This is a genomic window from Arenimonas daejeonensis (assembly GCF_007993735.1).
GTDB classification, from domain to species: domain Bacteria; phylum Pseudomonadota; class Gammaproteobacteria; order Xanthomonadales; family Xanthomonadaceae; genus Arenimonas; species Arenimonas daejeonensis.
In genome coordinates this window covers 1,031,325-1,056,543 of sequence record NZ_CP042453.1, presented here as the reverse complement: position 1 = coordinate 1,056,543, position 25,219 = coordinate 1,031,325, and the positions used below count along the sequence as shown (strand labels likewise).

17 protein-coding genes and 6 pseudogenes are annotated in these 25,219 nt (G+C 69.1%); 18 read left to right on the top strand and 5 right to left on the bottom strand.

Translation table 11 applies throughout. From position 1 onward, the window contains the following. Position 1 precedes the first annotated feature (1 nt). Positions 2 to 559, bottom strand: coding sequence for a hypothetical protein (locus tag FRZ33_RS04975; RefSeq protein WP_227978140.1), 558 nt, complete (start codon positions 557 to 559; stop codon positions 2 to 4). Beyond that, positions 556 to 1,135: pseudogene (locus FRZ33_RS04970) on the bottom strand (adenylate kinase). The gene FRZ33_RS04975 and the pseudogene FRZ33_RS04970 overlap by 4 nt, the downstream one beginning before the upstream one ends. A 137-nt stretch (positions 1,136 to 1,272) precedes the next feature. Here FRZ33_RS04970 and FRZ33_RS04965 point away from each other — a divergent pair. The 14 genes and pseudogenes from FRZ33_RS04965 (at position 1,273) to leuB (ending at position 17,335) form a co-directional block, all read left to right on the top strand. Beyond that, positions 1,273 to 2,528 (top strand): annotated as a pseudogene (locus FRZ33_RS04965) (6-phosphofructokinase). Positions 2,529 to 2,649: 121 nt separating this feature from the next. Beyond that, positions 2,650 to 4,685: pseudogene (locus FRZ33_RS04960) on the top strand (sodium-translocating pyrophosphatase). A gap of 104 nt (positions 4,686 to 4,789) precedes the next feature. After that, positions 4,790 to 6,193, top strand: coding sequence for a S41 family peptidase (locus tag FRZ33_RS04955; protein WP_158637090.1), 1,404 nt, complete (start codon positions 4,790 to 4,792; stop codon positions 6,191 to 6,193). 95 nt (positions 6,194 to 6,288) lie between these two features. After that, positions 6,289 to 6,678, top strand: a complete 390-nt coding sequence (locus FRZ33_RS04950; protein ID WP_146908050.1) for a hypothetical protein — start codon at positions 6,289 to 6,291, stop codon at positions 6,676 to 6,678. Between the two features lie 463 nt (positions 6,679 to 7,141). Continuing rightward, a pseudogene (locus FRZ33_RS17245) lies at positions 7,142 to 7,666 on the top strand (dihydroxy-acid dehydratase domain-containing protein); the annotation flags it as partial. 49 nt (positions 7,667 to 7,715) lie between these two features. Continuing rightward, positions 7,716 to 8,816, top strand: coding sequence for a dihydroxy-acid dehydratase domain-containing protein (locus FRZ33_RS17240; RefSeq protein ID WP_322619036.1), 1,101 nt, complete (start codon positions 7,716 to 7,718; stop codon positions 8,814 to 8,816). 31 nt (positions 8,817 to 8,847) lie between these two features. Beyond that, positions 8,848 to 9,891, top strand: coding sequence for a ketol-acid reductoisomerase (gene ilvC, locus FRZ33_RS04940; RefSeq protein ID WP_146908048.1), 1,044 nt, complete (start codon positions 8,848 to 8,850; stop codon positions 9,889 to 9,891). After that, a pseudogene (gene ilvG, locus FRZ33_RS04935) lies at positions 9,888 to 11,598 on the top strand (acetolactate synthase 2 catalytic subunit). The gene ilvC and the pseudogene ilvG overlap by 4 nt, the downstream one beginning before the upstream one ends. Next, positions 11,582 to 11,818, top strand: coding sequence for an ACT domain-containing protein (locus FRZ33_RS04930; protein ID WP_146908047.1), 237 nt, complete (start codon positions 11,582 to 11,584; stop codon positions 11,816 to 11,818). Before ilvG ends, FRZ33_RS04930 begins: the two are co-directional and overlap by 17 nt. Next, positions 11,809 to 12,669, top strand: coding sequence for an aminotransferase class IV (locus tag FRZ33_RS04925; protein WP_146908045.1), 861 nt, complete (start codon positions 11,809 to 11,811; stop codon positions 12,667 to 12,669). Before FRZ33_RS04930 ends, FRZ33_RS04925 begins: the two co-directional genes overlap by 10 nt. A gap of 14 nt (positions 12,670 to 12,683) precedes the next feature. Then, positions 12,684 to 14,234, top strand: coding sequence for a 2-isopropylmalate synthase (locus FRZ33_RS04920; RefSeq protein WP_146908043.1), 1,551 nt, complete (start codon positions 12,684 to 12,686; stop codon positions 14,232 to 14,234). An 8-nt stretch (positions 14,235 to 14,242) separates the two neighbouring features. Next, positions 14,243 to 15,661 (top strand): 3-isopropylmalate dehydratase large subunit, encoded by a 1,419-nt coding sequence (gene leuC, locus FRZ33_RS04915; RefSeq protein ID WP_146908041.1) that lies wholly within the window; start codon positions 14,243 to 14,245, stop codon positions 15,659 to 15,661. Then, positions 15,658 to 16,257 (top strand): 3-isopropylmalate dehydratase small subunit, encoded by a 600-nt coding sequence (leuD, locus tag FRZ33_RS04910; protein WP_146908040.1) that lies wholly within the window; start codon positions 15,658 to 15,660, stop codon positions 16,255 to 16,257. Before leuC ends, leuD begins: the two co-directional genes overlap by 4 nt. Beyond that, complete coding sequence (gene leuB / locus FRZ33_RS04905; RefSeq protein ID WP_146908038.1) at positions 16,247 to 17,335, top strand: 3-isopropylmalate dehydrogenase; 1,089 nt, start codon at positions 16,247 to 16,249, stop codon at positions 17,333 to 17,335. Before leuD ends, leuB begins: the two co-directional genes overlap by 11 nt. A gap of 6 nt (positions 17,336 to 17,341) precedes the next feature. Here leuB and FRZ33_RS04900 read toward each other — a convergent pair whose 3' ends face one another. After that, positions 17,342 to 17,701, bottom strand: coding sequence for an Hpt domain-containing protein (locus FRZ33_RS04900; protein ID WP_146908036.1), 360 nt, complete (start codon positions 17,699 to 17,701; stop codon positions 17,342 to 17,344). Between the two features lie 229 nt (positions 17,702 to 17,930). On the opposite strand from FRZ33_RS04900, the gene ppa reads away from it, so the two are divergent. Beyond that, positions 17,931 to 18,479 (top strand): inorganic diphosphatase, encoded by a 549-nt coding sequence (gene ppa, locus FRZ33_RS04895; RefSeq protein WP_146908035.1) that lies wholly within the window; start codon positions 17,931 to 17,933, stop codon positions 18,477 to 18,479. Between the two features lie 72 nt (positions 18,480 to 18,551). On the opposite strand, the gene FRZ33_RS04890 is transcribed toward ppa, so the two are convergent. Continuing rightward, complete coding sequence (locus tag FRZ33_RS04890; RefSeq protein ID WP_146908033.1) at positions 18,552 to 19,133, bottom strand: DUF4136 domain-containing protein; 582 nt, start codon at positions 19,131 to 19,133, stop codon at positions 18,552 to 18,554. A 159-nt stretch (positions 19,134 to 19,292) separates the two neighbouring features. Here FRZ33_RS04890 and zwf point away from each other — a divergent pair, with 159 nt between their 5' ends. From zwf to edd, 3 genes and pseudogenes are all read left to right on the top strand, one after another. Next, positions 19,293 to 20,744, top strand: a complete 1,452-nt coding sequence (zwf, locus tag FRZ33_RS04885) for a glucose-6-phosphate dehydrogenase (RefSeq protein ID WP_146908031.1) — start codon at positions 19,293 to 19,295, stop codon at positions 20,742 to 20,744. Positions 20,745 to 20,753: 9 nt separating this feature from the next. After that, positions 20,754 to 21,455, top strand: a complete 702-nt coding sequence (locus FRZ33_RS04880; RefSeq protein ID WP_146908029.1) for a 6-phosphogluconolactonase — start codon at positions 20,754 to 20,756, stop codon at positions 21,453 to 21,455. A gap of 1 nt (position 21,456) precedes the next feature. Further along, a pseudogene (edd, locus tag FRZ33_RS04875) lies at positions 21,457 to 23,276 on the top strand (phosphogluconate dehydratase). A gap of 40 nt (positions 23,277 to 23,316) precedes the next feature. Here edd and thiC read toward each other — a convergent pair. Continuing rightward, complete coding sequence (thiC, locus tag FRZ33_RS04870; RefSeq protein WP_146908027.1) at positions 23,317 to 25,200, bottom strand: phosphomethylpyrimidine synthase ThiC; 1,884 nt, start codon at positions 25,198 to 25,200, stop codon at positions 23,317 to 23,319. Positions 25,201 to 25,219: the final 19 nt, after the last annotated feature.

Here is a 25,219-nt window from a genome sequence, read left to right as displayed (position 1 = left end):
GTCAGGAAGCCGCGGCGCCGGAAACCGGCGGCACCAGCAGCAGGACCAGCAGGGCCTCGGCCAGCATCAGCACCACCGTCAGGGCATAGGCCGGCGCCGGCTGCAGGTCCAGGGCCTGGCGCCAGATCGCCGCGTCCACCCGCAGTTTCCAGAAGAACAGCACGATCGCGGTCAGGGCGTACACCATCACGCTGGCCGGCGGATCCTTGCTGCCGGCATGCGGCACCGGGGCCATGGCCGTCGGCATCATCGCCAGGGCGAACAGCAGGCCGGTGCCGGCCAGGGCCAGCTGGGTCTGCAGGGTGCGGTTCTCGAGGCCACGCATACGCAGCAGCCGCGCCGTGACGGTGAACAGCAGGAAGGCCGTGATCACGGCCCGCAGCGCCGTGCCCAGGGCCGTCACCCCTTGGGCGACCGCGAACAGGGCCTGCACGGAAATCAGGGCCGTCGCCGACAGCGCCAGCGCCTGCGGCGAATACGGCAGGTCCTGCGGACCGGCCCGCAGCAGGCACAACTGGATCAATTGGCGCAGCAGCGCGGCCACGGCGGGCCGGCTCAACCGATCTCGGGGGTCGGCGCCAGGGTGCTGAGGATGCGCGAGAACACCTCGTCCATGCTGCCGACGCCGTCCACGCAGGCCAGGCGGCCGGTGTTGCGGTAGAAGTCCACCACCGGCGCGGTCGCGTCGTCGTAGACCTTCAGGCGGTTGCGCACGGCTTCGGGGCTGTCGTCGGCGCGGCCTTCGGCCTGGGCGCGGCCGGCCAGGCGGCCGATCAGCAGTTCGGTGTCCACGTCCAGCTGCACGGCGATGTCCACCGGCTGGCCCAGCTTCCTGAGCAGGGCATCCAGCGCGTTGGCCTGGACCAGGTTGCGCGGGTAACCGTCCAGCACGAAGCCGTTGCCGGTGTCGCCGGCGGTCAGGCGCTCTTCCAGCATGCCCAGCACGATCTCGTCGGACACCAGGGGAGCCGGCTTCCATCACGGCCTTGGCCTGCAGGCCCAGCGGGGTGCCCGCCTTGACCGCGGCGCGCAGCAGCTCGCCGGTGGAAATGTGCGGCACCTGCAGGTGCTCGCGCAGGCGGGTGGCCTGGGTGCCCTTGCCCGAACCGGGCGCGCCGAGAAGTACCAGTCGCATTGCTCTAAAGCCTCTATAAACAAGGACGCACGGCGCCGTCCTCACCCCGTTTGGCTATAGTGGGGCCGCTGACTGGCCGTGCGGATGGTGAAACGCTACTGGCCGGGCCGGTCCAAGTCAATGAAAGGCAGGAAAACATGGGCAAAGGAACGCTCCTCTACGCGCAGTCCGGCGGGGTCACCGCCGTCATCAACGCCACCGCCGGCGCGGTGATCCAGGCCGCCCGGGCCCGCAAGGTCAAGGTGCTGGCCGCCCGCAACGGCATCCTGGGCGCCCTGCGCGAGGACCTGGTGGACACCTCGAAGGAATCCGCCGCCGCCATCCGCGGCCTGGCCCATACCCCGGGCGGGGCCTTCGGGTCCTGCCGCTACAAGCTCAAGTCGCTGGAACAGGACCAGTCCAAGTACCAGCGCCTGCTGGACGTTTTTGATGCCCACGACGTGCGCTGGTTCCTCTACAACGGCGGCAACGATTCCGCCGACACCGCGCTGAAGCTTTCGAAGATGGCCGCGGCGACGGGGTATCCGCTCACCTGCATCGGCGTGCCCAAGACGGTCGACAACGACCTCGTGGTCACCGACTGCTGCCCGGGTTTCGGTTCGGCCGCGAAGTACACCGCCGTGTCCGTCGCCGAAGCCGCGCTCGATGTCGCCGCGATGGCCGACACGTCCACCAAGGTATTCGTCTATGAAGTGATGGGCCGCCATGCCGGCTGGCTGGCGGCCGCCGGCGGCCTGGCCGGGACCGGCAAGGACGATGCGCCGCAGGTCATCCTGTTCCCGGAGATCGCCTACGACGAGGCGAAATTCCTCGCCCGCGTGCAGGAAACGGTGAAGCGGGTCGGCTGGTGCGTGGTGGTGGTGTCGGAAGGCATCCGCCATGCCGATGGCCGTTTCGTCGCCGACGCCGGCGGCGGCAAGGACGCCTTCGGCCACAGCCAGCTGGGCGGCGTCGGCCCGCTGCTGGCCGCGACCGTGAAGGACAAGCTCGGCCTGAAGGTGCACTGGACCGTGCCCGACTACCTGCAGCGTTCGGCCCGGCACCTGGCCTCGAAAACCGATCTGGCGCACGCCCAGGCCGTGGGCAAGGCCGCCGTCGAGTACGCGCTGAAGGGAATGAACGGCGTGATGCCGGTGATCGTGCGTACCAGTCAGAAACCCTACCGCTGGAAGGTCGAACCGGCCGCGCTGGAGCGCATCGCCAACCACGAAAGACCATGCCCAAGGGTTTCATCGACAAATCCGGCTACGGCATCACCGCCGCCTGCCGGACCTACTTGGAACCCCATGGTCCGCGGCGAAGCGCCGCCCCCTACGGCCCGGACGGCCTGCCGCGCTACGTGCGGCTGAAGAACCATGCGGTGCCGCGGAAACTGCCCGACTGGGCCGGCTGAAGCTTTCCGGGACGCCTGTTCCGGAGTTTTGTGGCGCCCCCTCCCCCTTTGCCATACTCGGGCGGAGCGGCCTTCCGGCCGCTTAAGTTTGTTCATGGTTTGAACTCTGGGGAGGGTTTGCATGTTCGAGCAATACGGTTTGCATCTCGCGATCGCCTGTGCGGCGGTCGCCATCCTTTACGGCATCGTGGTGGCGCGCTGGATCGTGGCGCAACCGGCCGGCAACGAAAAATGCAGAGCATCGCCGCGGCCATCCAGGAAGGTGCCGGCGCCTACCTGAGCCGGCAGTACCGCACCATCGCCATCGTCGGCGTGGTGCTGTTCCTTATGATCGGCTTCGTGCCGGTGCTGGGCTGGCCCACCGCGATCGGTTTCGCGATCGGTGCGCTGCTGTCTGGCGCGGCCGGTTTCATCGGCATGTTCGTCTCGGTGCGCGCCAACGTGCGTACCGCACAGGCGGCCACGGTGAGCCTGAACACCGCGCTCAACGTCAGCTTCAAGGGCGGCGCCATCACCGGCATGCTGGTGGTGGGCCTGGGCCTGCTGGGTGTCGCCGGCTACTTCTGGTACATCCTGGGCGGCAGCGGCGCGCAGAGCGCCGAAGCGGTGAACGCCGCGCTGCAGCCGATGATCGGCCTGGCCTTCGGCAGCTCGCTGATCTCGATCTTCGCGCGCCTGGGCGGCGGCATCTTCACCAAGGGCGCCGACGTCGGTGCCGACCTGGTGGGCAAGGTCGAAGCCGGCATCCCGGAAGATGACCCGCGCAACCCGGCGGTGATCGCCGACAACGTGGGCGACAACGTCGGCGACTGCGCCGGCATGGCGGCCGACCTGTTCGAGACCTATGCGGTGACCGTGATCGCGGCGATGCTGATCGCCGGCATCTCGTTCTCGCAGTTCGGCTGGGCGGGCGTGCTGTATCCGATGGTGCTGGGCGCGGTTTCGATCCTCGCCTCGATCGTCGGCACCTTCTTCGTGAAGGTGCGCGACGGCGGCAAGATCATGAACGCGCTCTACCGCGGCCTGGCCGTGTCGGGTGTGCTGGCGGCGGTGGCGTTCTGGTTCGTCACCGACGGCATGTTCGCCGATGGCGCCGGCATGCCGCTGTTCTACTGCGCACTGGTCGGCCTGGCGCTGACCGCGGCCATGGTGGTGATCACCGAGTACTACACCGCCACCGAATACGCGCCGGTGCAGCAGGTGGCCAAGGCCTCGGAAACCGGCCACGGCACCAACGTGATCGCCGGCCTGGCGGTTTCGATGAAGTCCACGGCGGCGCCGGTGCTGGCGGTGGTCGCGGCGATCTGGTGCTGCTACGAGATCGGCGGCCTGTTCGGCATCGCCATCGCGGCGACGTCGATGCTGTCGATGGCGGGCATGATCGTCGCGCTCGACGCCTACGGCCCGATCACCGACAACGCGGGCGGCATCGCCGAGATGTCGGGCATGGACAAGGAGATCCGCAAGACCACGGACGCCCTGGACGCGGTGGGCAACACCACCAAGGCCGTGACCAAGGGTTACGCCATCGGTTCGGCCGGCCTGGCCGCGCTGGTGCTGTTCGCGGACTACGCCCACAAGCTGCAGGAATCCGGGCAGCAGGTGAACTTCTCGATCGACAACCCGAACGTGGTGATCGGCCTGCTGATCGGCGGCATGATCCCCTACCTGTTCGGCGCCTTCGCCATGCAGGCGGTGGGCCGCGCGGCGGGTGCGGTGGTCGAGGAAGTGCGGCGCCAGTTCCGCGAGATCCCGGGCATCATGGAAGGCACCGGCAAGCCGCAGTACGACAAGGCGGTGGACCTGCTGACCAAGTCGGCGATCCGCGAAATGATCGTGCCCTCGATGCTGCCGCTCTTCATCCCGATCATCGTCGGCTTGGTGCTGGGCGCCGACGCGCTCGGCGGCCTGCTGATGGGCACCATCGTCACCGGTCTGTTCGTGGCCATCTCGATGTGCACCGGCGGCGGCGCCTGGGACAACGCCAAGAAGTACATCGAGGAAGGCCACCACGGCGGCAAGGGCAGCGAGGCCCACAAGGCCGCGGTCACCGGCGACACCGTCGGCGATCCGTACAAGGACACCGCGGGCCCGGCGATCAATCCGTTGATCAAGATCATCAACATCGTGGCGTTGCTGCTTATCCCGATGCTCTGACAGGTCCTGCGGAGTTGTGCGATTCTGGAAACCCCGGCCTGGCCGGGGTTTCTTTTTCCGGAGAGGCGCTCATGGCGACAAGTGGATGGATCGCGGTCCTGACGATGGCGCTGGCTCCGACCGCCGGCGCCGTCACTCTGCCCGTCGCCAATCCTGGATTCGAGGACGCACCTGTGGGCGAGTCATGGCAGGCGCCGGCCTGGTACGACGCTTCCGGCGCCGGGGGCAACTTCGTGGACGAAACGGTCGCCCATTCCGGAACCCGATCGCTCCGGCTTGAACACCGGGCACCGTTCGCCGGCGTGAGCCAGGGGCTGGATGCCCATGCCTACCGCGGTCAGAGACTCGTATTCCGCGCGATGATGCGCAGCCACGACCTTGCGGAAGGCACTTCCGGCCTGTGGATCCGCGCCGACACCGCCGCGGGCGAGGCCGCGGCCTTCGAGCACACGTACCTGCAGCCGATCGCCGGAACCCGCGACTGGGAATCGCGCGAGGTCGAACTGATCGTCCCGGCATCGGCCAGCACGCTGCAGTTCGGTATCGTGGCCGGCGCCGAAGGAAGCCTCTGGGTGGACGATGTCGAACTGTCGGCATCGCAGATGCAGGCACTGCCGGAGGGACTCACCGCCCGCCAGTATCTGGACAAGGCCCTGGACCTGATCCAGCAATATGCCTACTACTCGGACCGGATCGATTGGCCCAAGCTGCGGGCATCGAGCCACGCACTCAGCAAGGAGGCCGGGCAACCGGCCGATACCTACCCGGCGATCAAGCAGGCGCTGGCCGCACTCGACGACAACCACAGCCACTTCGTGTCGCCGCGGATGATGACGCACAGGCGCAGCGAAACGGTCCGCGAAGACTACGGTTTCCGTAGCGAGGTCCTGGGAACGGTCGGCTACCTCCGGGTGCCGGAGTTCATGGGCGGCGGCGAAGCGCCCAGCGCGGCCTTCGCCACGCAGATCCGAACGGCGCTGCGCACGCAGGCCGAGGGCGGCGCCTGCGGCTGGATCGTCGACCTGCGCGGCAACATGGGCGGCGCCATGCACCCGATGCTGTCCGGCCTGCGCGACCTGCTGGGCGAGGACGAGCTCGGCTATTTCGTCCATCGAGGCGACCGACGCCAGCCCTGGCGCGCGACGGGCGAGGGAAAACCCGCGCAGGTCGATGCTCCCGTCGCGGTCCTGATCGACGGCCAAACCGCCAGTTCCGGCGAAGCGGTGCTCGTGTCCTTCATCGGCCGGGCAAACACCCGCAGCTTCGGCACCGCGACCTACGGCGTCTCCACCGCCAACGCCCCGTTCCCGCTCGACGACGGCGCGGCGCTGGCCATCACCACCGCGCTGCAGGCCGACCGGACGGGCCGCACCTATGGCGGTGCCATCGCGCCGGACGAACCGGTGCGGAGCGATGCCACCGCCGTATCCCTCGCCGATGATCCGGTGGTGTCGGCGGCACGAACCTGGCTCCAGGCCCGACCCGCCTGCCAGCCGTCGGGAAAATGAAGGCATCAGGGGCGGAGAAGATGACAAACCCGTCGTCGCGAGATCTGGAGAAAGAGCCGGAATACACGCCCGCCGTTCGTTGGGGGTGGATCCACATGCTGGCCACCTGGCTGGCCTTGTGCCTGCTGCTGGTCTGGCCGACATGGCTTTGGCGTGCCTTCGGGCCGCCGACGGGATCCGACCCGCTGCACTGGCTCCAAGGCGGACTGATCTATTACTCGGCGATTTTTGTCGGCGCCGCCTGCGTGCTGCTGCGGGGCGCCTGGCGCATCGCGCGAAGCGGGCAGACGCCCTATCCCGGGGAATGGCTGTTCGCGCGCCGGCGCATCCGCCGCGGTTGGTTCGCGTACGCCGTCGCCGCGTGCAACGCGTTCGGTGGAGTCTGGCTTCTAGTGGCGGTCGTCGCCTTCTGGCTCGATATCCAGGCTCCGGCACTCTTTTTCGGTATCGGCACCTACGTGCCCGATCCGCCGGCCGGCTGTTGACCCGACCCGGGAAAACCGCCCTGGGACCGGCCTTCCAAACCCGCCAAACGGTTGATTGGAGTAGGGATTCAAATCCGGTCCGGGCCCGGAAAAATCTTCCCGGACCCCCTTGACTTCTTTTTAACACCGTGTTCATCTCGGCCCATGCCCGCCGCAACCGCCACCGCCACGACCCCGCAGCCGACCCTCAAGGTCCGGCTCATGGTCGCGTCCGTGACGCTGCTCGCCCTCGTCGTCGTCGTCCTTATTACCTCACTCCAAGGTGCGGGATAGACGAGCGCGAATAAGTAAAACAGCCCTCGAAACTAGAACCCCGCACCGGAAACGGTGCGGGGTTCTTCGTTTCGGGGTCCGGAATTCCGGGTCGGGGCTGAAGCCCCTCCCACAACCGTGATGTCAGGACCCAAGCCCAGTGAACAGCGACGCGATCAAGACAGGCCCCGCCCGCGCTCCCGCCCGCGCCATGCTGCGCGCCACCGGGCTGGACGATGCCGCCATCGCCAAACCGCTGATCGCGGTGGTGCACACCTGGTCCGACGTTTCGCCCTGCAACCTGACCCTGCGCGACCTGGCGCAGCACGCGCGCGCCGGCATCCAGGCCGCGGGCGGCACGCCGATCGAGTTCAACACCATCGCGATCACCGATGGCATCGCGATGGGGAGTGAGGGCATGCGCGCCTCGCTGGCCTCGCGCGAGGTGATCGCCGATTCGATCGAACTGGCCGTCAGCGGCCACTGTCTGGACGGCGTGGTGGTGCTGGTGGGCTGCGACAAGACCATCCCGGCCGCGGCGATGGCGCTGGCGCGGCTGGACCTGCCCAGCGCCATCCTCTACGGCGGCACGATCATGCCGGGCCAGTGCAAGGGCAAAAAACTGACGGTGCAGGACGTGTTCGAGGCGGTCGGCGCGTTTTCGGCCGGCAAGCTCGATGACGCCGGACTGGCCGAAGTGGAACGCCACGCCTGCCCCGGCGCCGGCGCCTGCGGCGGTCAGTTCACCGCCAACACCATGGCGATGGTGCTGACCTTCCTGGGGGCTGTCGCCGCTGGGCCTGAACGACATCCCCGCCCTGCATCCCGACAAGGCCGCGGCGGCCTTCGCCTGCGGCGAGCTGGTGATGCAGCGGCATCGCGACCAGGGCCCGACGCCATCGACGATCCTGACGCGGGCGGCATTCACCAATGCCGCCCGCGCCGTTTCCGCCACCGCCGGGTCCACCAATGCGGCCCTGCACCTGCTGGCGATCGCGCACGAGGCCGGGGTCGAGTTCACGCTGGAGGATTTCGAGCAGGCCGCGCGCACGCCGGTCATCGCCGACCTGAAGCCGGGCGGCCGTTACACCGCGGCAGAGATGTTCGACCTGGGCGGCAGCGCCCTGATCGCCAACGAGTTGCGTGCGGCCGGCCTGTTGCTGGATGGGGCGACGGTGACCGGCCGCACGCTGTTCACTGAGCTGGACGCCGTGCCCAAGCCGGCGCCGCAGGACTGCGTGTTCCCCGTGGCCAGGCCGCTGAAGCCGCGTGGCGGTTATTCCATCCTCTACGGCGACCTGGCGCCCGAGGGCTGCATCGTCAAACTCGCCGGCCACGGCCGCGACCACTTCGAAGGCCCGGCGCGTGTATTCGATTCCGAGGACGCCGCCTTCGCCGCCGTGCAGTCGCGCGCGATCCAGGCGGGCGACGTGGTGGTGATCCGCTTCGAAGGCCCGGCCGGCGGCCCCGGCATGCGCGAGATGCTGGCGGTGACCGCGGCGCTGGTGGGCCAGGGCCTCGGCAACGACGTGGCGCTGGTGACCGATGGCCGGTTCTCCGGCGCCACCCACGGTTTCATGGTCGGCCATGTCTCGCCCGAAGCCGCGCACGGCGGCCCGATCGCGCGCCTGCGCGAAGGCGACCGCGTGCGCATCGATGTCGCCACGCGGCGCATCGATGTGGATGCCGATCTCTCGACCCGCGAACCCGTGCGCATCGCGCCACGCGTGGCTGGCGGCGCCCTCGCCAAGTACGCACGCGATGTCGGATCTGCTTCGTTCGGCGCCGTCACTAGTCCGCCGCCTGCGCCGAAACCCACACGCATCGCCTTGCAATTGCTCGATCCGGAGCCCGCGAAACAAACCTCCGACGCCCTTCCCGCCTGACCCTCGACCCATCACCCAAGGACCCGCCGCCATGACCCAGCCCAACGCCAAGACCACCGAACAACTCCGCCCCCGCGTCGCCGTCGTCGGCTACGGCAGCCAGGGCCGTGCGCATGCGCTGAACCTGCGCGAGTCCGGCTTCGAGGTCACGGTCGGCCTGCGTCCAGGCGGCCCGACCGAGGCCAAGGCCCAGGCCGACGGCTTCACGGTGAAGACACCGGCCGAAGCCGTCGCAGGCGCCGAACTGGTGGCGGTGCTGACGCCTGACATGGTGCAGCCGCGGCTGTATCGCGAAGCCATCGAGCCGTACCTGGCGAAGGGCGCCTGCCTGCTGTTCGCGCATGGCTTCAACGTGCACTACGGCCAGATCGCGCCGCGTGCGGATCTCGATGTCGTGCTGGTCGCGCCCAAGGGCCCGGGCGCGCTGGTGCGTCGCGAATACGAGATCGGCCGTGGCGTGCCCTGCGTCTACGCCGTGCAGCAGGACACCAGCGGCCGCGCCGAGCAGCTGGCGCTGGCCTATGCCGCCGGCCTCGGCGGCGCCCGCGCCAACGTCATCAAGACCACCTTCAAGGAAGAAACCGAAACCGACCTGTTCGGCGAACAGGCGGTGCTGTGCGGTGGCGCCACCAAACTGGTGCAGGCCGGCTGGGAAACCCTGGTCGAGGCCGGCTACCAGCCCGAAGTCGCGTATTACGAGTGCCTGCACGAGCTCAAGCTCATCGTCGACCTGCTGTACGAAGGCGGCATCACCCGCATGCACGAGTTCATCAGCGAAACCGCGCAGTACGGCGACCTGACCCGCGGCCCCTACGTCATCGACGCGCACGCCCGCGCGCAGATGAAGAAGATCCTGACCGAGATCCAGGACGGCACCTTCGCGCGCCAGTGGATCGCCGAATACGCGGCCGGCAACGCCAACTACAAGGCGCTCAAGCAGGCCGACCTGGAGCACCCGATCGAAGCCACCGGCCGCAAGCTGCGTGCGGCCATGAGCTGGATCGGCGCCGACGGCAATGTGCAGCCCGCGCGGCCCGCCGCGCCCCGACCCACGGCGGAGGCCGCCGCCGCATGAGCACACGACAAAACGGCGCGCAGCTGCTGGCGCGATGCCTCGAGGCCGAAGGCACCGACCGCCTGTTCGGTTATCCCGGCGGCGCCATCATGCCCTTCTACGACGCCCTGCCCGGCTCGAAACTCCGGCACATCCTGGTGCGCCATGAACAGGGCGCGGCACTGGCCGCCAACGGCTACGCGCGCCAGCGGCCGGGTCGGCGTCTGCATCGCGACCTCGGGGCCGGGCGCGTCCAACCTGGTGACCGGCATCGCCGACGCTTTCCTGGATTCGGCGCCGATGGTGGTGATCACCGGCCAGGTCAGCACCGCGCTGATGGGCACCGACGCCTTCCATAACTGGACGTGTTCGGCATGACCCTGCCGATCGTCAAGCACAGCTTCCTGCTGCGCCATGTCGACGACCTGCCGGGCGTGGTGCACGAAGCCTTCCGCATCGCCCGCGAAGGCCGCCCGGGCCCGGTGCTGATCGACTTGCCAAAGGACGTGCAGCTGGCCGATGCCAGCCATCTTTCTCCCCGGATTCCCGCGGCGGCGGTTCCTCCCCCGCCGCCGTCGCGGGAATCGCTTTCCGCCGCGATCGCCGCGATCGAAGCGGCCGAACGCCCGGTGATCTACGGCGGTGGCGGCATCGCCCTGGCCGAGGCGGTGAACGCCTTCCGCGGCTTCGTCGACTCCAGCGGCATCCCGACCGTGCTGACCCTGCGCGGCCTGGGCGCCCTGCCCACCGGCCATCCGCTGCTGCTGGGCATGCTGGGCATGCACGGCTGCCGCGCCGCCAACATGGCGGTGCAGGAGGCCGACCTGCTGATCGTGGTTGGCGCGCGGTTCGACGACCGCGCGACCGGCAAACTGGCCGAGTTCGCGCCGCGCGCGCATCGTGCATCTGGACGCCGACCGCCGCGAGATCGGCAAGCTGCGCCACGCCGACGTCGGCGTGCCGGGCGATGTCGCCACCGCGCTGAAGTCGCTGACCGGCGTGCATCCGGACTGCACCGACTGGCGCCAGCACTGCCTGGAACAGCGTGAACGCCACGCCTCGCGTTACGACGCACCCGGCCGTGACGTGTACGCACCGGCCCTGTTGCGCCGGCTGTCCGAGATCGCGCCACGCGACGCCATCGTCGCCTGCGATGTCGGCCAGCACCAGATGTGGGTCGCGCAGCACTGGAAGTTCAGCCATCCGCGCAATCACCTGACTTCCGGTGCGCTGGGCACGATGGGTTTCGGCCTGCCGGCGGCGATCGGCGCGCAGTTCGCCTGCCCCAACCGCACGGTGGTGCTGGTCAGTGGCGACGGCAGTTTCATGATGAACCTGCAGGAGCTGGCGACGGTCGCGCGCTGCAAGCTGCCGATCAAGATGGTGCTGCTCGACAACCAGGCCCTGGGCATGGTTCGGCAGTGGCAGGAGCTGTTCTTCGACCAGAACTACAGCGAGGTGGACCTGAGCGACAACCCGGACTTTGCCGCGCTCGCCCGCGTGTTCGGGATTCCGGCGCTGCAGGTGGATCAGCGTGCCGACGTCGAGGATGCACTGCATGCGCTGATGTCGACGCCGGGCCCGGCCTTCCTGCACGTCGCCATCGACGCGCGCAGCAATGTCTGGCCGCTGGTGCCGCCCAACCACAGCAACGCGACGATGCTGGAAGGCGAACCCGCCGCCGTGCAGATCGCCGCGCCGGAGCCCGCCCATGCGTTACCGGCTTGACCTGGTGCTGCGCCCGGCCGAAGGCGCGTTGCTGCGCGTGCTCGGCACCGCCGAGCGCCGCGGTTTCACACCGCTGTCGATCGAAGGCGCGCAACCGCCCGACGGCGGCGACTGGCGCCTGCAGCTGACCGTGCGCGGCCAGCGCCCGCCCGAACCGCTGCAGCGCCAGATCGAACAACTGCACGACTGCCTTTCCGTGGAGATCGCCCCATGTCCCTGAATCTCTGGTTCGACGGCCGCATCGGCCCGCAGGACCAACTCGCCGCCCCGCTCACGACCCACGCCATGCACTACGGCACGGCCGTCTTCGAGGGCATCCGCAGCTACGCCACGCCCGACGGCGCCGCCGTGTTCCGCCTGCCCGAACACCTCGAGCGCATGCGCAAAGGTGCGGAAGCGTTCGGCGCGAAGTTCGATGTCAACGAAGCGGCCGCGGCAGTGATCGCCGTGCTGCAGTCCAACCACCACCGCGACGCCTACATCCGGCCGCTGCTCTGGTACGGCACCGGCTCGCTGGGCCTGGACGTGGCGCCGCTGAGCAAGCACCTGATGGTGGCCTCGATGCCGTGGAAGCCGCACCTGGGCGACAAACCCGTGCGTCTCACCGTCTCGCCCTTCCGCCGTAATCGCGCCGACGCAATGCCGCCGCTCAAGCTCAGCGGCGCCTACGTCAACTCGATTCTGGCCAAACGTGAAGCCGGAAGCCGGGGTTTCGACGACGCGCTGTTCCTGGACGACGCCGGCTTCGTGGTCGAGTGCACCGGCGTGAACGTGTTCCTGGTGAAGGCCGGACAGGTGACCGCGGTCGAACACTCCGACGCGTTGCCCGGCATCACCCGCGACACCATCGTCGAACTCGCGGGTGCGGCCTCGCGACCGGTCACGCTGGAAGAGCTACTGGAGGCAGACGAAGTCTTCCTCACCGGCACCTCGGCCGAGGTGATGCCGGTGGCGGCGCTGGACCGCAAGGACTTTGGCGCGACCCCGGTCGCGGACGAACTGCGCGCCCGCTACCTGCGGGTCGTGCGTGGCGGGTCACCGGCGCATGCGCGCTGGCTGACCCCGGTTTGAGGAGCACAGACCCCATGGAGAGCGATGTCCGCATCTTCGATACCACCCTGCGCGACGGCGAGCAGTCGCCCGGCTGCAGCCTGCGTCCGGCCCAGAAACTGGTGATGGCGCGCGCCCTCGCCGAACTGGGCGTGGACGTGATCGAAACCGGCTTCCCGGCCAGCTCGGCCAGCGATGTCGAAGCGACCCGGCTGATCGCCGCCGAGCTGCACCGGCCCATTCTCTGCGCGCTCTCTCGCTGCGCGCCGGGCGACATCGAAGCCGCGGCGAAAGCGCTGGAGAAGGCGCGCAAGCCGCGCATCCACGTTTTCATCTCCACCAGCCCGCTGCACCGCGAGCACAAGCTCGGCCTGAGCCGGCAGCAGGTGCTCGACCGCGCCATCGAAGGCGTGCGGCTGGCGCGCTCGCTGGTGGACGATGTCGAGTTCTCCGCCGAGGACGCGCTGCGTACCGAGGAGGATTTCCTGGTCGAGGTGTTCGGTGAAGCCATCGCCGCCGGCGCCCGCACCATCAACGTGCCCGACACCGTCGGTTACACCACGCCGGAGGAGATCCGCGGCCTGTTCCGCCGTCTGCGCACCAACGTGCGCGGTGCCGGGCAAGCGGTGTTCAGCACGCACTGCCACGACGACCTCGGCCTGGCCGTGGCCAATTCGCTGGCGGCGATCGAAGGCGGCGCGCGCCAGGTCGAATGCACCATCAACGGCATCGGCGAACGCGCCGGCAATGCCGCGCTGGAGGAAATCGTGATGGCGCTGAAGGTGCGCGGCGGCCTGTACGGCGCCGGCACCGGCATCGACACCCGCGCCCTGCTGCCGGCCTCGCGCCTGCTGTCGCGCCTGACCGGCATGGCCGTGCAGCGCAACAAGGCCGTGGTCGGCGCCAACGCCTTCGCGCACGAGGCCGGCATCCACCAGCACGGCATGCTGCGCAACCGCAACACCTACGAAATCATGCGGCCCGAGGACGTGGGCTGGCCGGCCTCGCAGATGGTGCTGGGCCGGCACAGCGGCCGGCATGCGGTGAACGAACGGCTGCGTGGGCTGGGTTTCGTGCTCGAGGAATTCGAGTTCGAGCGCGTGTTCGCCGCCTTCAAGAAACTCTGCGACCACCAGCGCCTGGTCGGCGACGCCGACCTGCAGCGCCTGGTCACCGGCGACGAAGGCAGCGCCGGCCGCGGCTACCGGCTGGCGGCGCTGTCGATGAGCGACAGCGGCAAACGCGCCCGCGCCCATGTCGAACTCTCGGATCCGGACGGCCACCTGGTGGCCGAGATCGCCGAGGCCGACGGTCCGGTCGCGGCGCTGTTCGAGGCCATGACCCGCGCCACCGGCGTCGCCCTGCAGCTCGAGAGCTACCAGGTGCACAGCATCGGCATCGGCGCCGATGCGCGCGGCGAAGCCAGCCTGAGCGTGCGCTGCGACGAGGTCGAGTACACCGGCATCGGCACCAGCCGCGACATCATCGAGGCCAGCGCCCTGGCCTGGCTGGACGTCGCCAACCGCGTGCTGCGCCAACGCGATGCCGCCACCGTCACCCAAACCGCCGCTGCGGCCATCGCCTGAGAATTCCCATGCCCACGCCCAAGACCCTGTTCGACAAACTCTGGGACGCCCACGTGGTGGTGCCCGAGACCGCCGAAGCGCCGGCGGTGCTCTACATCGACCTGCACCTGGTGCACGAGGTCACCTCGCCGCAGGCCTTCACCGAGCTGCAGGCCCGCGGCCTGAAACCGCGCCGGCCGGACCGTACGAAGGCCACCCTGGACCACAGCACGCCGACCCTTCCCGCCGGTGCCGACGGCCGCCTGCCCTATGCCAGCACGCAGTCCGAGGCGCAGGTCGAGGCGCTGCGCCGCAACTGCGCCGAGCATGGCATCGAGCTGTTCGACCTGGGCGATGCGCGCCGAGGCATCGTGCACGTGGTCGCGCCCGAGCTGGGCCTGACCCAGCCCGGCCTGACCATCGTCTGCGGCGACAGCCACACCAGCACCCACGGCGCGTTCGGCGCATTGGCCTTCGGCATCGGCAGCAGCGAGGTCGGCCATGTGCTGGCCACGCAATGCCTGCTGCAGCGCAAACCGAAGTCATTGGCGATCACGATTGATGGCCCGCTCGGCCCCGGCGTCAGCGCCAAGGACGTGGTGCTGCACGTGATCGGCCAGATCGGCGTCAACGGCGGCACCGGCCATGTCATCGAGTTCCGCGGCTCGACCGTGCGGGCGATGTCCATGGAACAACGCATGACCGTCTGCAACATGGCGATCGAAGCCGGCGCCCGCGCCGGCCTGGTGGCGCCGGACGCCACCACCTTCGACTGGCTGGCGAACACGCCGCGCGCGCCGCAGGACGAGGCTTTCGACGAAGCCGTGGGCCACTGGCTGGAGCTGGCCAGCGATCCCGACGCCGTGTTCGACCGGGAAGTCCATATCGACGCCCGCGCCATCCGCCCGACGCTGACCTGGGGCACGCATCCGGGCACGGCGATCGCCGTTGACCAGCGCGTGCCGGCGCCCACCGACAGCGCCGAAGCCAAGGCCCAGGCCTACATGGGCCTGGCTGCCGGCGCGCCGATCGCCGGCACGCCGGTGGACGTGGTGTTCGTCGGGTCCTGCACCAATGGCCGTCTCTCGGACCTGCGCGACGTCGCCCGCGTTCTCGACGGCCGCCATGTGCACCCGCGCGTGCGCATGCTGGTGGTGCCGGGTTCCGAACAGGTCAAGCGCGAGGCCGAGGCCGAAGGCATCGACGCCATCGTGCGCGCCGCCGGCGCCGAATGGCGCGAGCCGGGCTGTTCGATGTGCATCGCCATGAACGGCGACCTGGTCGCACCCGGGCAGTTGGCCGTCAGCACCAGCAACCGCAATTTCGAAGGGCGCCAGGGCCCCGGCGCCCGCACCCTGCTGGCGTCGGCGCTGACCGCCGCGGCCTGCGCGGTTGCCGGCGCCGTCGCCGACGTGCGCGAACTCGAAGCCGCCACGGAGGCCGCATGAGCACCGCCATCCGCAGCATCCGATCCGCCAGCATGGTGCTGGCGCAGGCCAACATCGACACCGACCGGATCATTCCGGCGCGGTTCCTGTCCACGACCACGCGGACCGGACTTGGAAAGCATGCCTTCGCCGATTGGCGAAAGAAAAGCGACGGCAGCGAGGATCCGGACTTCGTGTTCAACCTGCCGGAGAACGTGGGGCGCGCGATCCTCATCGCGGGCCGCAACTTCGGCTGCGGCAGCTCGCGCGAACACGCACCCTGGGCGCTCACCGACGCCGGCCTTCGCGCCGTGATCAGCAGCCAGGTGGCCGACATCTTCCGCGCCAACGCGCTCAAGAACGGACTGGTGCCGGTGGTGCTGGACGAAGACGTCGTGCAGGGACTGATGCAGCGGCCGGACGACGAACTCGAGATCGACATCGCCGCCGGTGAACTGCGCACGCCTTCCGGCGCCGTCCATGTTTTCCCGCTCGATGCCTTCGCCCGCACCTGTCTGCTCGAAGGCGTTGACGAACTGGGCTACCTGCTCGCCCGCGACGCCGACATCACCCGTTACGAATCCTCACGCACCCCGGAGTTCCGCCATGGCCTTTGAGATCGTTGTCCTGCCCGGGGACGGCATCGGTCCCGAAGTCACCCGCGCCGCGGTCTCCGTGCTGCAGGCGGTCGGGCGCCGCCACGACCACGCCTTCCGCTTCGACACCCAGCTGATCGGCGGTGCGGCGATCGACGCCACCGGCGAACCGCTGCCCGCCGCCACCCTGCAGGCCTGTCGCGACGCCGACGCCATCCTGCTCGGCGCGGTCGGCGGCCCGAAGTGGTCCGACCCTTCGGCGAAAGTCCGGCCGGAACAGGGCCTGCTGGCCCTGCGCCAGGAACTCGGCCTCTACGCCAACCTGCGGCCGGTGCGCCCGCATGCGGTGGCGCTGGGCGCCTCGCCGGTGAAACCGCACCTGCTGGCCGGCGTGGACCTGCTGGTGGTGCGCGAACTCACCGGCGGCCTGTACTTCGGCGAAAAGAAGCGCCACGCCGATCGCGCCAGCGACCTGTGCGAATACAGCGTGGCCGAGATCGAACGCGTGCTGCGCCGGGCCTTCGGCTTCGCCCGCGCGCGCCGCGGCAAGCTGGTGTCGGTGGACAAGGCCAATGTGCTGGAAACCTCGCGGCTGTGGCGCGAGACGGCGATCCGGCTCGGTCGCGACGAGTTCCCCGACGTCGCGCTCGACCATCAGCTGGTGGACTCGATGGCCATGCATCTGATCGCCCGCCCGCGCGACTTCGACGTGGTGGTGACCGAAAACCTGTTCGGCGACATCCTCACCGACGAAGCCTCGCTGCTCGCGGGTTCACTCGGCCTGCTGCCTTCGGCGTCGCTGGGCGAGGGCAGACGCGGCCTGTACGAACCGATCCATGGTTCGGCGCCCGACATCGCCGGACGCGGCATCGCCAACCCCTTCGCGGCCATCCTCAGTGCCGCGCTGCTGCTGCGGCATTCATTGGGACTGGAGGCCGAAGCCGTCGAGGTCGAACTGGCCGTGGCCGCGGCGCTGGACGAAGGTGCCCTGACGGCGGACCTGGCGGCCCCGGGACGCGCGGTGACCACGCAGGCCGCGACCGAGGCGGTACTGGAACGGCTGGAGCCCCGCTGCCACGTCAGCGAACTGCGCGACTGAGAAAGATCAGATCTGGGGGACTTCCTGCAGCAGCAGGATCAGCGCGTCGCGGGTGCGGCGACGCAGTTCATCCAGGCGGCCGGCCATTTCGGGCGCCTGCAGCTGGGCGGCGTCCAGGTGTTCCAGGCCATGGCAGACGTCCACCAGCTGCACCGCGCCCATGGCCAGGGCGGCGGAACGCAGGTAATGGGCCGCGTTGCCCAGGGCTTCGGGGTCCCCGGCCTGCTGGGCCTGTTCCATCTTGCGCACCAGGTCCGGCGCTTCGTGCACGAACACCCGCACGAACTCACTGAACGAGCCGGGCCGGTCGCGGTCGAGCATGCGCAGCAGTTCGAGCGCCTTCGGGTCGAGCAGGGATTCGGCCATGGCAGGGGGTTCCGATCGAGGTCGGGCCTATTCTGGCGGCTGGGCCCGGCCCTGCCTAGCCCGCCCCTGGCAGCCCGCCCGAGTGCGGGTGGCTGGCCTTTCAAACGCCCGCCCGAGTGCGGGCCACTGACCTTTCAAACGCCTGCCCGAGTGCGGGCTCCAGGCCTTTCCCGTATCCTTGCGCCCCCACTGGACACGCCCTCCCCGGGTAAGAACAAGGAGTTTCCCCATGGCCCTGGACCTGGTCCCGACCGGCCGCGACGTGCCGAACGAAATCAACGTCGTCATCGAGATCCCCAAGGACGCCGACCCGGTGAAGTACGAGGTCGACAAGGCCACGGGCGCCATCTTCGTCGACCGCATCCTGTCCACCCCGATGCGTTACCCCTGCAACTACGGTTACGTGCCCCACACCCTGTGCGGCGACGGCGACCCGGTGGACGTGCTGGTGATCCTGCCGCTGCCGCTGATCCCCGGTTCGGTCGTCCGCTGCCGCCCGGTCGGCATGCTGAAGATGAAGGACGAGGCGGGCGAGGACACCAAGCTGCTGGCTGTCCCGGTGGACAAGGTGTTTGGCGGCTACAGCCATATCAAGGACATCGGTCAGGTCAGCCCGCACTGGCTGGAGCGCATCGGACATTTCTTCGAGCACTACAAGGACCTGGAAAAGGGCAAGTGGGTCAAGCTCGATGGCTGGGAAGGCGTGGAAGCGGCCCGCCGCGAAATCCTCGAGTCGGTCGAACGTTTCGAGGCCAGTCCCGAGAAGCTCAACTTCTGACCTGCGCGCCGAAACAGGACAAGAAAAAGCCGCCCGAGGGCGGCTTTTTTCTTGTCCCGGTGTACCCAGGCGTCAGCCGCCACCGGCCCGGTGCGGATAATGGGCGAAGATCTCGGCGATGGTGGTGTTGATGCGCGCCGTGCGGTCCACCGATTTCATGTTGGACAGGCGGCCGACGGCGATGCCTTCCCAGACCAGGTTCTTGCCACGGGCATCGACCAGGTCGATGTTGAGCGTGCCTTCCTTGTAGTTGCGCACGTAGGTGTCGCTGCCCCAGAACCCACCCGGGTACCCGTAATAACCGTAGCCGCGGTACCCGTAATAGCCGTAGCCCATGTAGGGGTAGTCGATCACGTCGGTGCGTTCGGTGATGAAGGCGTTGATGTTGACCAGCAGGTCAGGCGCTGTCTCGTCGTAGACATAACCCCGGGCCTCCATCTCGCGCCGGGCCGCCGCCCGCATGGCCTGGGTCGAGGGGGTCGAATATCCCTTGTCCTCGGCCGCCAGCGGCGCATAGAAGCCGAAGCTGCGGTAGCTGGTGAAGTCCGCCCTCGGATCGGTGTCGAAGCTGTATTCGGGGCTGGTGACGCAGCCGGCGAGCAGCAGTGCCAGCAGTGCGAGGAGAAAGAGGCGGGCAGCGGGGCGGGCGTTCATGACGAGTCTCCGGGTACGTCGCAAGCCGACGCTACCACGCCGTGGCAATTCCGGATGAATACGGGCTGTCCATTCCCGGCACCGGCATGTCGTTCCCGACGAACGGCAGCGACCGGCCGGCACGGCGTATGCTTGCAGGGACTTCGACAGGAACGATCCATGAGCAGACCAATGGCCTCGATGCTGGTGTTGTTCGGTGCAACCGGCGACCTGGCCCAGCGGATGTTGCTTCCCGCCCTATACGAACTCCAGCGCGACCGCCTGCTGCCCGACGGCCTCAGGATCCTGGCCAGTTCACGCAGCGACCTGGACGACGCCGGCTTCCGCGCCCTGGCCGCCGGTTCAATCGAACGCCATGGCCATCCGCTCGATCCCGCCGTGCTGCGCGCCCTGGTCGACCGCATTCAATACCAGCCCGCCGACAGCCAGGACCCTGCCTCGATGGCGAAACTGGCCGCCGCCGCGCGCGACCGCCACGACGGCGACGTGGTCAGCCACCTGTCCACGGCGCCGCGGCTTTACGCCTCGATCTGCGAAGCGCTCGGCCAGCATGGCCTCGGCGGCAGCGACAGCCGGGTGCTGCTGGAAAAGCCCATCGGCCACGACCTGGCCAGCGCGATCGCCATCAACGACGGCGTTGCCCGCGTGTTCGACGAGGAGCGTGTTTTCCGGGTCGACCACTACCCGGGCAAGGAAGGTGTGCAGAACCTGATCTCGCTGCGTTTCGGCAACGCGTTGTTCGAGCCGCTGTGGAACGCCCGGCATGTCGAGCAGGTGCAGATCACCGTGTCCGAGACCGTCGGCGTCGAGGGCCGCGGCGACTACTACGACCATTCCGGCGCGATGCGCGACATGCTGCAGAACCACCTGCTGCAGCTGCTGTGCCTGGTGGCGATGGAACCACCCTCGCAGCTCGAACCCAGCGCCGTGCGCAACGAGAAGATCAAGGTGCTGCGTTCGCTCCGCGCGATCGAGGGCGCCGACGCCGCCAGCCACAGCGTCGCCGGCCAGTACACCGCCGGCGCCATCGACGGCCGCGCGGTGCCCGGGTACCGCGAGGAACTGGGCCGCGACAGCCGCACCGAAACCTTCGTCGCCCTGCGCGCCCACATCGACAACTGGCGCTGGTCCGGCGTGCCCTTCTACCTGCGCACCGGCAAGCGCCTGCCACGCCGCTGCACCGAGATCTACCTGCAGTTCCGGGCCGTGCCGCATTCGATCTTCGGCGGTGTCGAGACCCAGCCCAACGCACTGGTGATCCGCCTGCAACCCGAGGAGCGCATCTCGCTGACGCTGATGAGCAAGACCCCGGGCCTGGACCGCCAGGGCCTGAAGCTCTCGCAGGTATCGCTGGACCTGGACCTGCACGATGCCTTCGAGAAGGTGCGCCGGCGCAGCGCCTACGAACGCCTCTATCTGGATGCACTGGAAGGCAACGGCACCCTGTTCGTACGCCGCGACGAAACCGAAACCGCCTGGCAGTGGGTGGACGGCATCCTGCATGCCTGGCACCAGCAGGGCCTCGCGCCCAAGCCCTACCCGGCCGGCACCTGGGGGCCGAGCGCCGCGGTGACGCTGACCGAACGCCACGGCCACAGCTGGCGGGAATAAGGCAATCCGATGCCCTGGCGACTGCACGAACACGCTGACGGCAACGCACTCGCGGCGGCCTGTGTGGACATCCTGCGCGAAACCGCGGGCACCGCGCTGCGGGAACGTGGCCAGGCGCAGCTGGCGCTCGCGGGTGGACGCACGCCGCTGCCGGCGTACCGGCGATGGGCCGAAGGCATGCCGGCGGACACGCGCATCGCCATCGCACCGACCGACGAACGCTGGGTGGCCGCGGACCATCCGCACAACAACCTCTCGCAACTTCAGGCCTGCTTCGCCGGCGAAACGCAGCCACGCTGGCTCCCGTTGGTGCCGGAACGGCCCGGCGCAGAACCCGACCTGGCGCAGGCGCGGCGGAGCCTGTCCACGCTCGGCGGAGGCTGGGACCTGGTGCTGCTGGGCATGGGCGAAGACGGCCATTTCGCCTCGCTCTTTCCCGGCGACCCCGGGCTCGCCGCCGCACTCGATCCCGACGCGGCCGCCGATGCGGTGATCGGCCGGCCCGATCCGCTGCCGCCGGAAGCGCCACATCCGCGCATCAGCCTCAACCTGGCGAACCTGCTGCACAGCCGGCGCCTGCTGCTGGTCGTGTCCGGCGCCCGCAAACACGAATTGCTCGCCCGGGTGCAACCGCACCCGGACCCGTCCCGCTGGCCCGTTTCCGCGCTGCTGCACAGCCGCGCCACCGTCGAGATCCACTGGAGTCCCTGACATGTCCCTGCATCCCGTCGTCGCGCGCGTCACCGAGCGCATCCGCCAACGCAGTGCCGGCCCCCGCGCCGACTATCTGGCCAGGATCGACGACGCCCGTGAACGCGAGCCGGCCCGTGGCCGCCTGAGCTGCGGCAACCTGGCGCATGGTTTCGCCGCCGCCGAAGACGACAAGCCGCGGCTGCGCAGCGTGCGCGGGCCGAACATCGGCATCGTCACCTCTTACAACGACATGCTGTCGGCGCACCAGCCGTTCCGTTTCTATCCCGAGCTGATCAAGATGGCCGCGCGCAACGCCGGCGGCAGCGCCCAGGTGGCGGGCGGCGTGCCGGCGATGTGCGACGGCGTCACCCAGGCCGGCCGGCGATGGAACTGTCGCTGCAGTCGCGCGACGTGATCGCGATGGCGACGGCGGTGTCGCTGTCGCACGAGATGTTCGACGCCGCGCTGCTGCTGGGCGTCTGCGACAAGATCGTGCCGGGCCTGCTGATGGGCGCGCTGTCCTTCGGCCACCTGCCGGCGATCTTCGTACCGGCCGGGCCGATGCCCTCGGGCCTGCCCAATGCCGAGAAGGCGCGCGTGCGCCAGGCTTACGCGGAAGGCAAGGCCACGCGCGAGGAACTGCTGGCCGCCGAAGCGGCCTCCTACCACTCCGCCGGCACCTGCACCTTCTACGGCACCGCCAACTCCAACCAGATGCTGCTGGAGATGATGGGCCTGCAGCTGCCGGGCACGTCCTTCGTCAACCCGAACACGCCGCTGCGCGACGCACTGACCGTCGCCGCCGCCGAACGTGCATGCGCCATCACCGGCCAGGGCGAACAGTTCACGCCGATCGGCCACACCGTGGACGAGAAGGCGATCGTCAACGCCATGGTCGGCCTGGCGGCCACCGGCGGCTCCACCAACCACGCGATCCACCTGGTCGCGATCGCGCGCACCGCCGGCCTGCTGATCACCTGGGACGACCTGGACGAACTCTCGCGCGCGACGCCGCTGCTGGCCCGCGTCTATCCCAACGGCCAGGCCGACGTGAACCATCTCGCCGCGGCCGGCGGCCTGCCCTTCGTCATCCGCGAACTGCTGGCCGGCGGCCTGTTGCATCCGGACATCGCCTGCGTCGGCGGCGGCGACCTGCACCAGCAGGCGCGCGAGCCGTGGCTGGACGACGGCGTGTTGCGCTGGCGTGATCCGCCGGCACATTCGGGCGACGCGAATGTGCTGCGTCCCTTGAGCGATCCTTTCGACCCCGAGGGCGGGCTGCGCTGCCTGAGCGGCAACCTGGGCCGCGCCATCGTCAAGGTGTCGGCAGTGAAACATGAACACCGCCGCATCGAGGCGCCGGCGCGCATCTTCGGATCGCAGGACGCCCTGCTCGCGGCCTTCAAGGCCGGCGAACTCACCGGCGACCACGTGGTGGTGGTGCGCGGCCAGGGCCCGCGCGCCAACGGCATGCCCGAACTGCACAAGCTGACGCCGACCCTGGGCGTGATGCAGGACCGCGGCCAGCGCGTGGCCCTGCTCACCGACGGCCGCATGTCCGGCGCGTCCGGAAAGGTGCTGGCGGCCATCCACGTGGTGCCGGAAGCGGTGTGCGGCGGCGCGATCGCCAAACTGCGCGACGGCGACCTGGTGCGCATAGACAGCGAGGCCGGCGTGGTCGAGGCGAAGGTGCCGGCGGCCGAATGGGCCGCGCGTGAAGCGAGCCGCCCCGACACCGCCGGCAACCGCCATGGCGTCGGTCGCGAACTGTTCGGCCTGATGCGCGCGCACGCCAACTCCGCCGAAGAGGGCGGCAGCGCCTTGTTCGTCGAAGGCTGAGGCACCGCCGGCCCACTGCGGGACGGCGGCGCGCCCGGGCTCAGTCGCGCCGGTACAGCTGGGCGCCCTGGGCGCGGAACTCCTCGGCCTTCTCGGCCATGCCCTGCTCCAGCGCGGCGGCCTCGTCGGCGACGCCGTGGCTGGCGGCGTACTCGCGCACGTCCTGGGTGATCTTCATCGAACAGAAGTGCGGGCCGCACATCGAGCAGAAGTGCGCGACCTTGTGCGCGTCCTTGGGCAGGGTCTCGTCGTGGTATTCGCGGGCGCGCTCCGGGTCCAGGCCCAGGTTGAACTGGTCTTCCCAGCGGAACTCGAAGCGCGCCTTGCTGAGCGCGTTGTCGCGTGCCTGCGCGCCGGGATGGCCCTTGGCCAGGTCGGCGGCGTGCGCGGCGATGCGGTAGGCCATCAGGCCTTCGCGCACGTCGTTCTTGTCGGGCAGGCCCAGGTGTTCCTTCGGCGTGACGTAGCAGAGCATGGCGGTGCCGAACCAGCCGATCATCGCCGCACCGATCGCCGAAGTGATGTGGTCGTAGCCCGGCGCGATGTCGGTGGTCAGCGGGCCCAGGGTGTAGAACGGCGCCTCGCCACAGACGGCGAGCTGCTTGTCCATGTTCTCCTTGATCAGGTGCATCGGCACGTGGCCGGGACCCTCGATCATGGTCTGCACGTCGTGTTTCCAGGCGATCTTGGTCAGCTCGCCCAGGGTCTCGAGCTCGCCGAACTGGGCGGCGTCGTTGGCGTCGGCGATGCTGCCCGGACGCAGGCCGTCGCCCAGCGAGAAGCTGACGTCGTAGGCCTTCATGATTTCGCAGATTTCCTCGAAGTGCGTGTAGAGGAAATTTTCCTTGTGGTGCGCCAGGCACCACTTCGCGAGGATGCTGCCGCCACGCGACACGATGCCGGTGACGCGCTTCGCCGTCAGCGGCACGTAGCGCAACAGCACGCCGGCGTGGATGGTGAAGTAGTCCACGCCCTGCTCTGCCTGCTCGATCAGGGTGTCGCGGAAGATCTCCCAGTTGAGTTCCTCGGCCTTGCCATCGACTTTCTCGAGCGCCTGGTAGATCGGCACGGTGCCGATGGGAACGGGCGAGTTGCGGATGATCCACTCGCGGGTTTCGTGGATGTTCTTGCCGGTGCTCAGGTCCATCACCGTGTCGGCGCCCCAGCGGATCGACCAGACCAGCTTCTCCACTTCCTCGGCGATGCCCGACGACACGGCGCTGTTGCCGATATTCGCGTTCACCTTGGTCAGGAAGTTGCGGCCGATGATCATCGGCTCGAGTTCCGGGTGGTTGATGTTGGCCGGAATGATGGCGCGGCCGCGGGCGACTTCGTCGCGCACGAATTCAGGCGTGATGGACTTCTGGATGTTGGCGCCGAAGGTTTCGCCCGGGTGCTGGCGCAGCAGGTGCGCCTCGGTGATGGCCTCGATGCGCTGGTTCTCGCGGATGGCGATGTATTCCATCTCCGGCGTGATGATTCCACGCCGGGCGTAGTGCATCTGGGTGACGTTGGCGCCGGCTGTCGCCCGGCGCGGCGGCCGCAGCGCGGGGAAACGCACGCTGTCGAGCTTGTGGTCGGCGGCACGTTCGCGGCCGAAGGACGAACTCAGGCCGGGCAGCGGTGCGCTGTCGCCACGTTCGGCGATCCACTGCGCACGCAGCGCGGCCAGGCCGGCACCCAGGTCGATGACCGCGTCCGGGTCGCTGTACGGGCCGGAGGTGTCGTAAACGGTGAAGGGCGCGTTCGGCTCCTGGATGCCGTACATGCGCGGCGTCGGGTCCAGCGCGATCTCGCGCATCGGCACCTGGATGTCCGGGCGCGAACCCTCGACGTGGACCTTGCGCGAGCCGGGGATCGGCCGGGTCACGGATTCGGAGAGTTGCTGCGCCTGGCGCAGCAGTTCGGTCGGCAGGGCATTCATGCGTTTCGTCCTCTGTAGC

What these genes read in the sequence shown, in the direction of transcription:
- ilvC (WP_146908048.1), top strand. Translation starts at nt 8,848, where the DNA reads ATGACCCAGCCCAACGCCAAGACCACCGAACAACTCCGCCCCCGCGTC.
- FRZ33_RS04920 (WP_146908043.1), top strand. Translation starts at nt 12,684, where the DNA reads ATGGAGAGCGATGTCCGCATCTTCGATACCACCCTGCGCGACGGCGAG.
- leuB (WP_146908038.1), top strand. Translation starts at nt 16,247, where the DNA reads ATGGCCTTTGAGATCGTTGTCCTGCCCGGGGACGGCATCGGTCCCGAA.
- leuC (WP_146908041.1), top strand. Translation starts at nt 14,243, where the DNA reads ATGCCCACGCCCAAGACCCTGTTCGACAAACTCTGGGACGCCCACGTG.
- FRZ33_RS04890 (WP_146908033.1), bottom strand. Translation starts at nt 19,133, where the DNA reads ATGAACGCCCGCCCCGCTGCCCGCCTCTTTCTCCTCGCACTGCTGGCA.
- leuD (WP_146908040.1), top strand. Translation starts at nt 15,658, where the DNA reads ATGAGCACCGCCATCCGCAGCATCCGATCCGCCAGCATGGTGCTGGCG.
- zwf (WP_146908031.1), top strand. Translation starts at nt 19,293, where the DNA reads ATGAGCAGACCAATGGCCTCGATGCTGGTGTTGTTCGGTGCAACCGGC.
- FRZ33_RS04950 (WP_146908050.1), top strand. Translation starts at nt 6,289, where the DNA reads ATGCTGGCCACCTGGCTGGCCTTGTGCCTGCTGCTGGTCTGGCCGACA.
- FRZ33_RS04900 (WP_146908036.1), bottom strand. Translation starts at nt 17,701, where the DNA reads ATGGCCGAATCCCTGCTCGACCCGAAGGCGCTCGAACTGCTGCGCATG.
- FRZ33_RS04925 (WP_146908045.1), top strand. Translation starts at nt 11,809, where the DNA reads ATGTCCCTGAATCTCTGGTTCGACGGCCGCATCGGCCCGCAGGACCAA.
- FRZ33_RS04880 (WP_146908029.1), top strand. Translation starts at nt 20,754, where the DNA reads ATGCCCTGGCGACTGCACGAACACGCTGACGGCAACGCACTCGCGGCG.
- thiC (WP_146908027.1), bottom strand. Translation starts at nt 25,200, where the DNA reads ATGAATGCCCTGCCGACCGAACTGCTGCGCCAGGCGCAGCAACTCTCC.
- FRZ33_RS04930 (WP_146908047.1), top strand. Translation starts at nt 11,582, where the DNA reads ATGCGTTACCGGCTTGACCTGGTGCTGCGCCCGGCCGAAGGCGCGTTG.
- FRZ33_RS04955 (WP_158637090.1), top strand. Translation starts at nt 4,790, where the DNA reads ATGGCGCTGGCTCCGACCGCCGGCGCCGTCACTCTGCCCGTCGCCAAT.
- ppa (WP_146908035.1), top strand. Translation starts at nt 17,931, where the DNA reads ATGGCCCTGGACCTGGTCCCGACCGGCCGCGACGTGCCGAACGAAATC.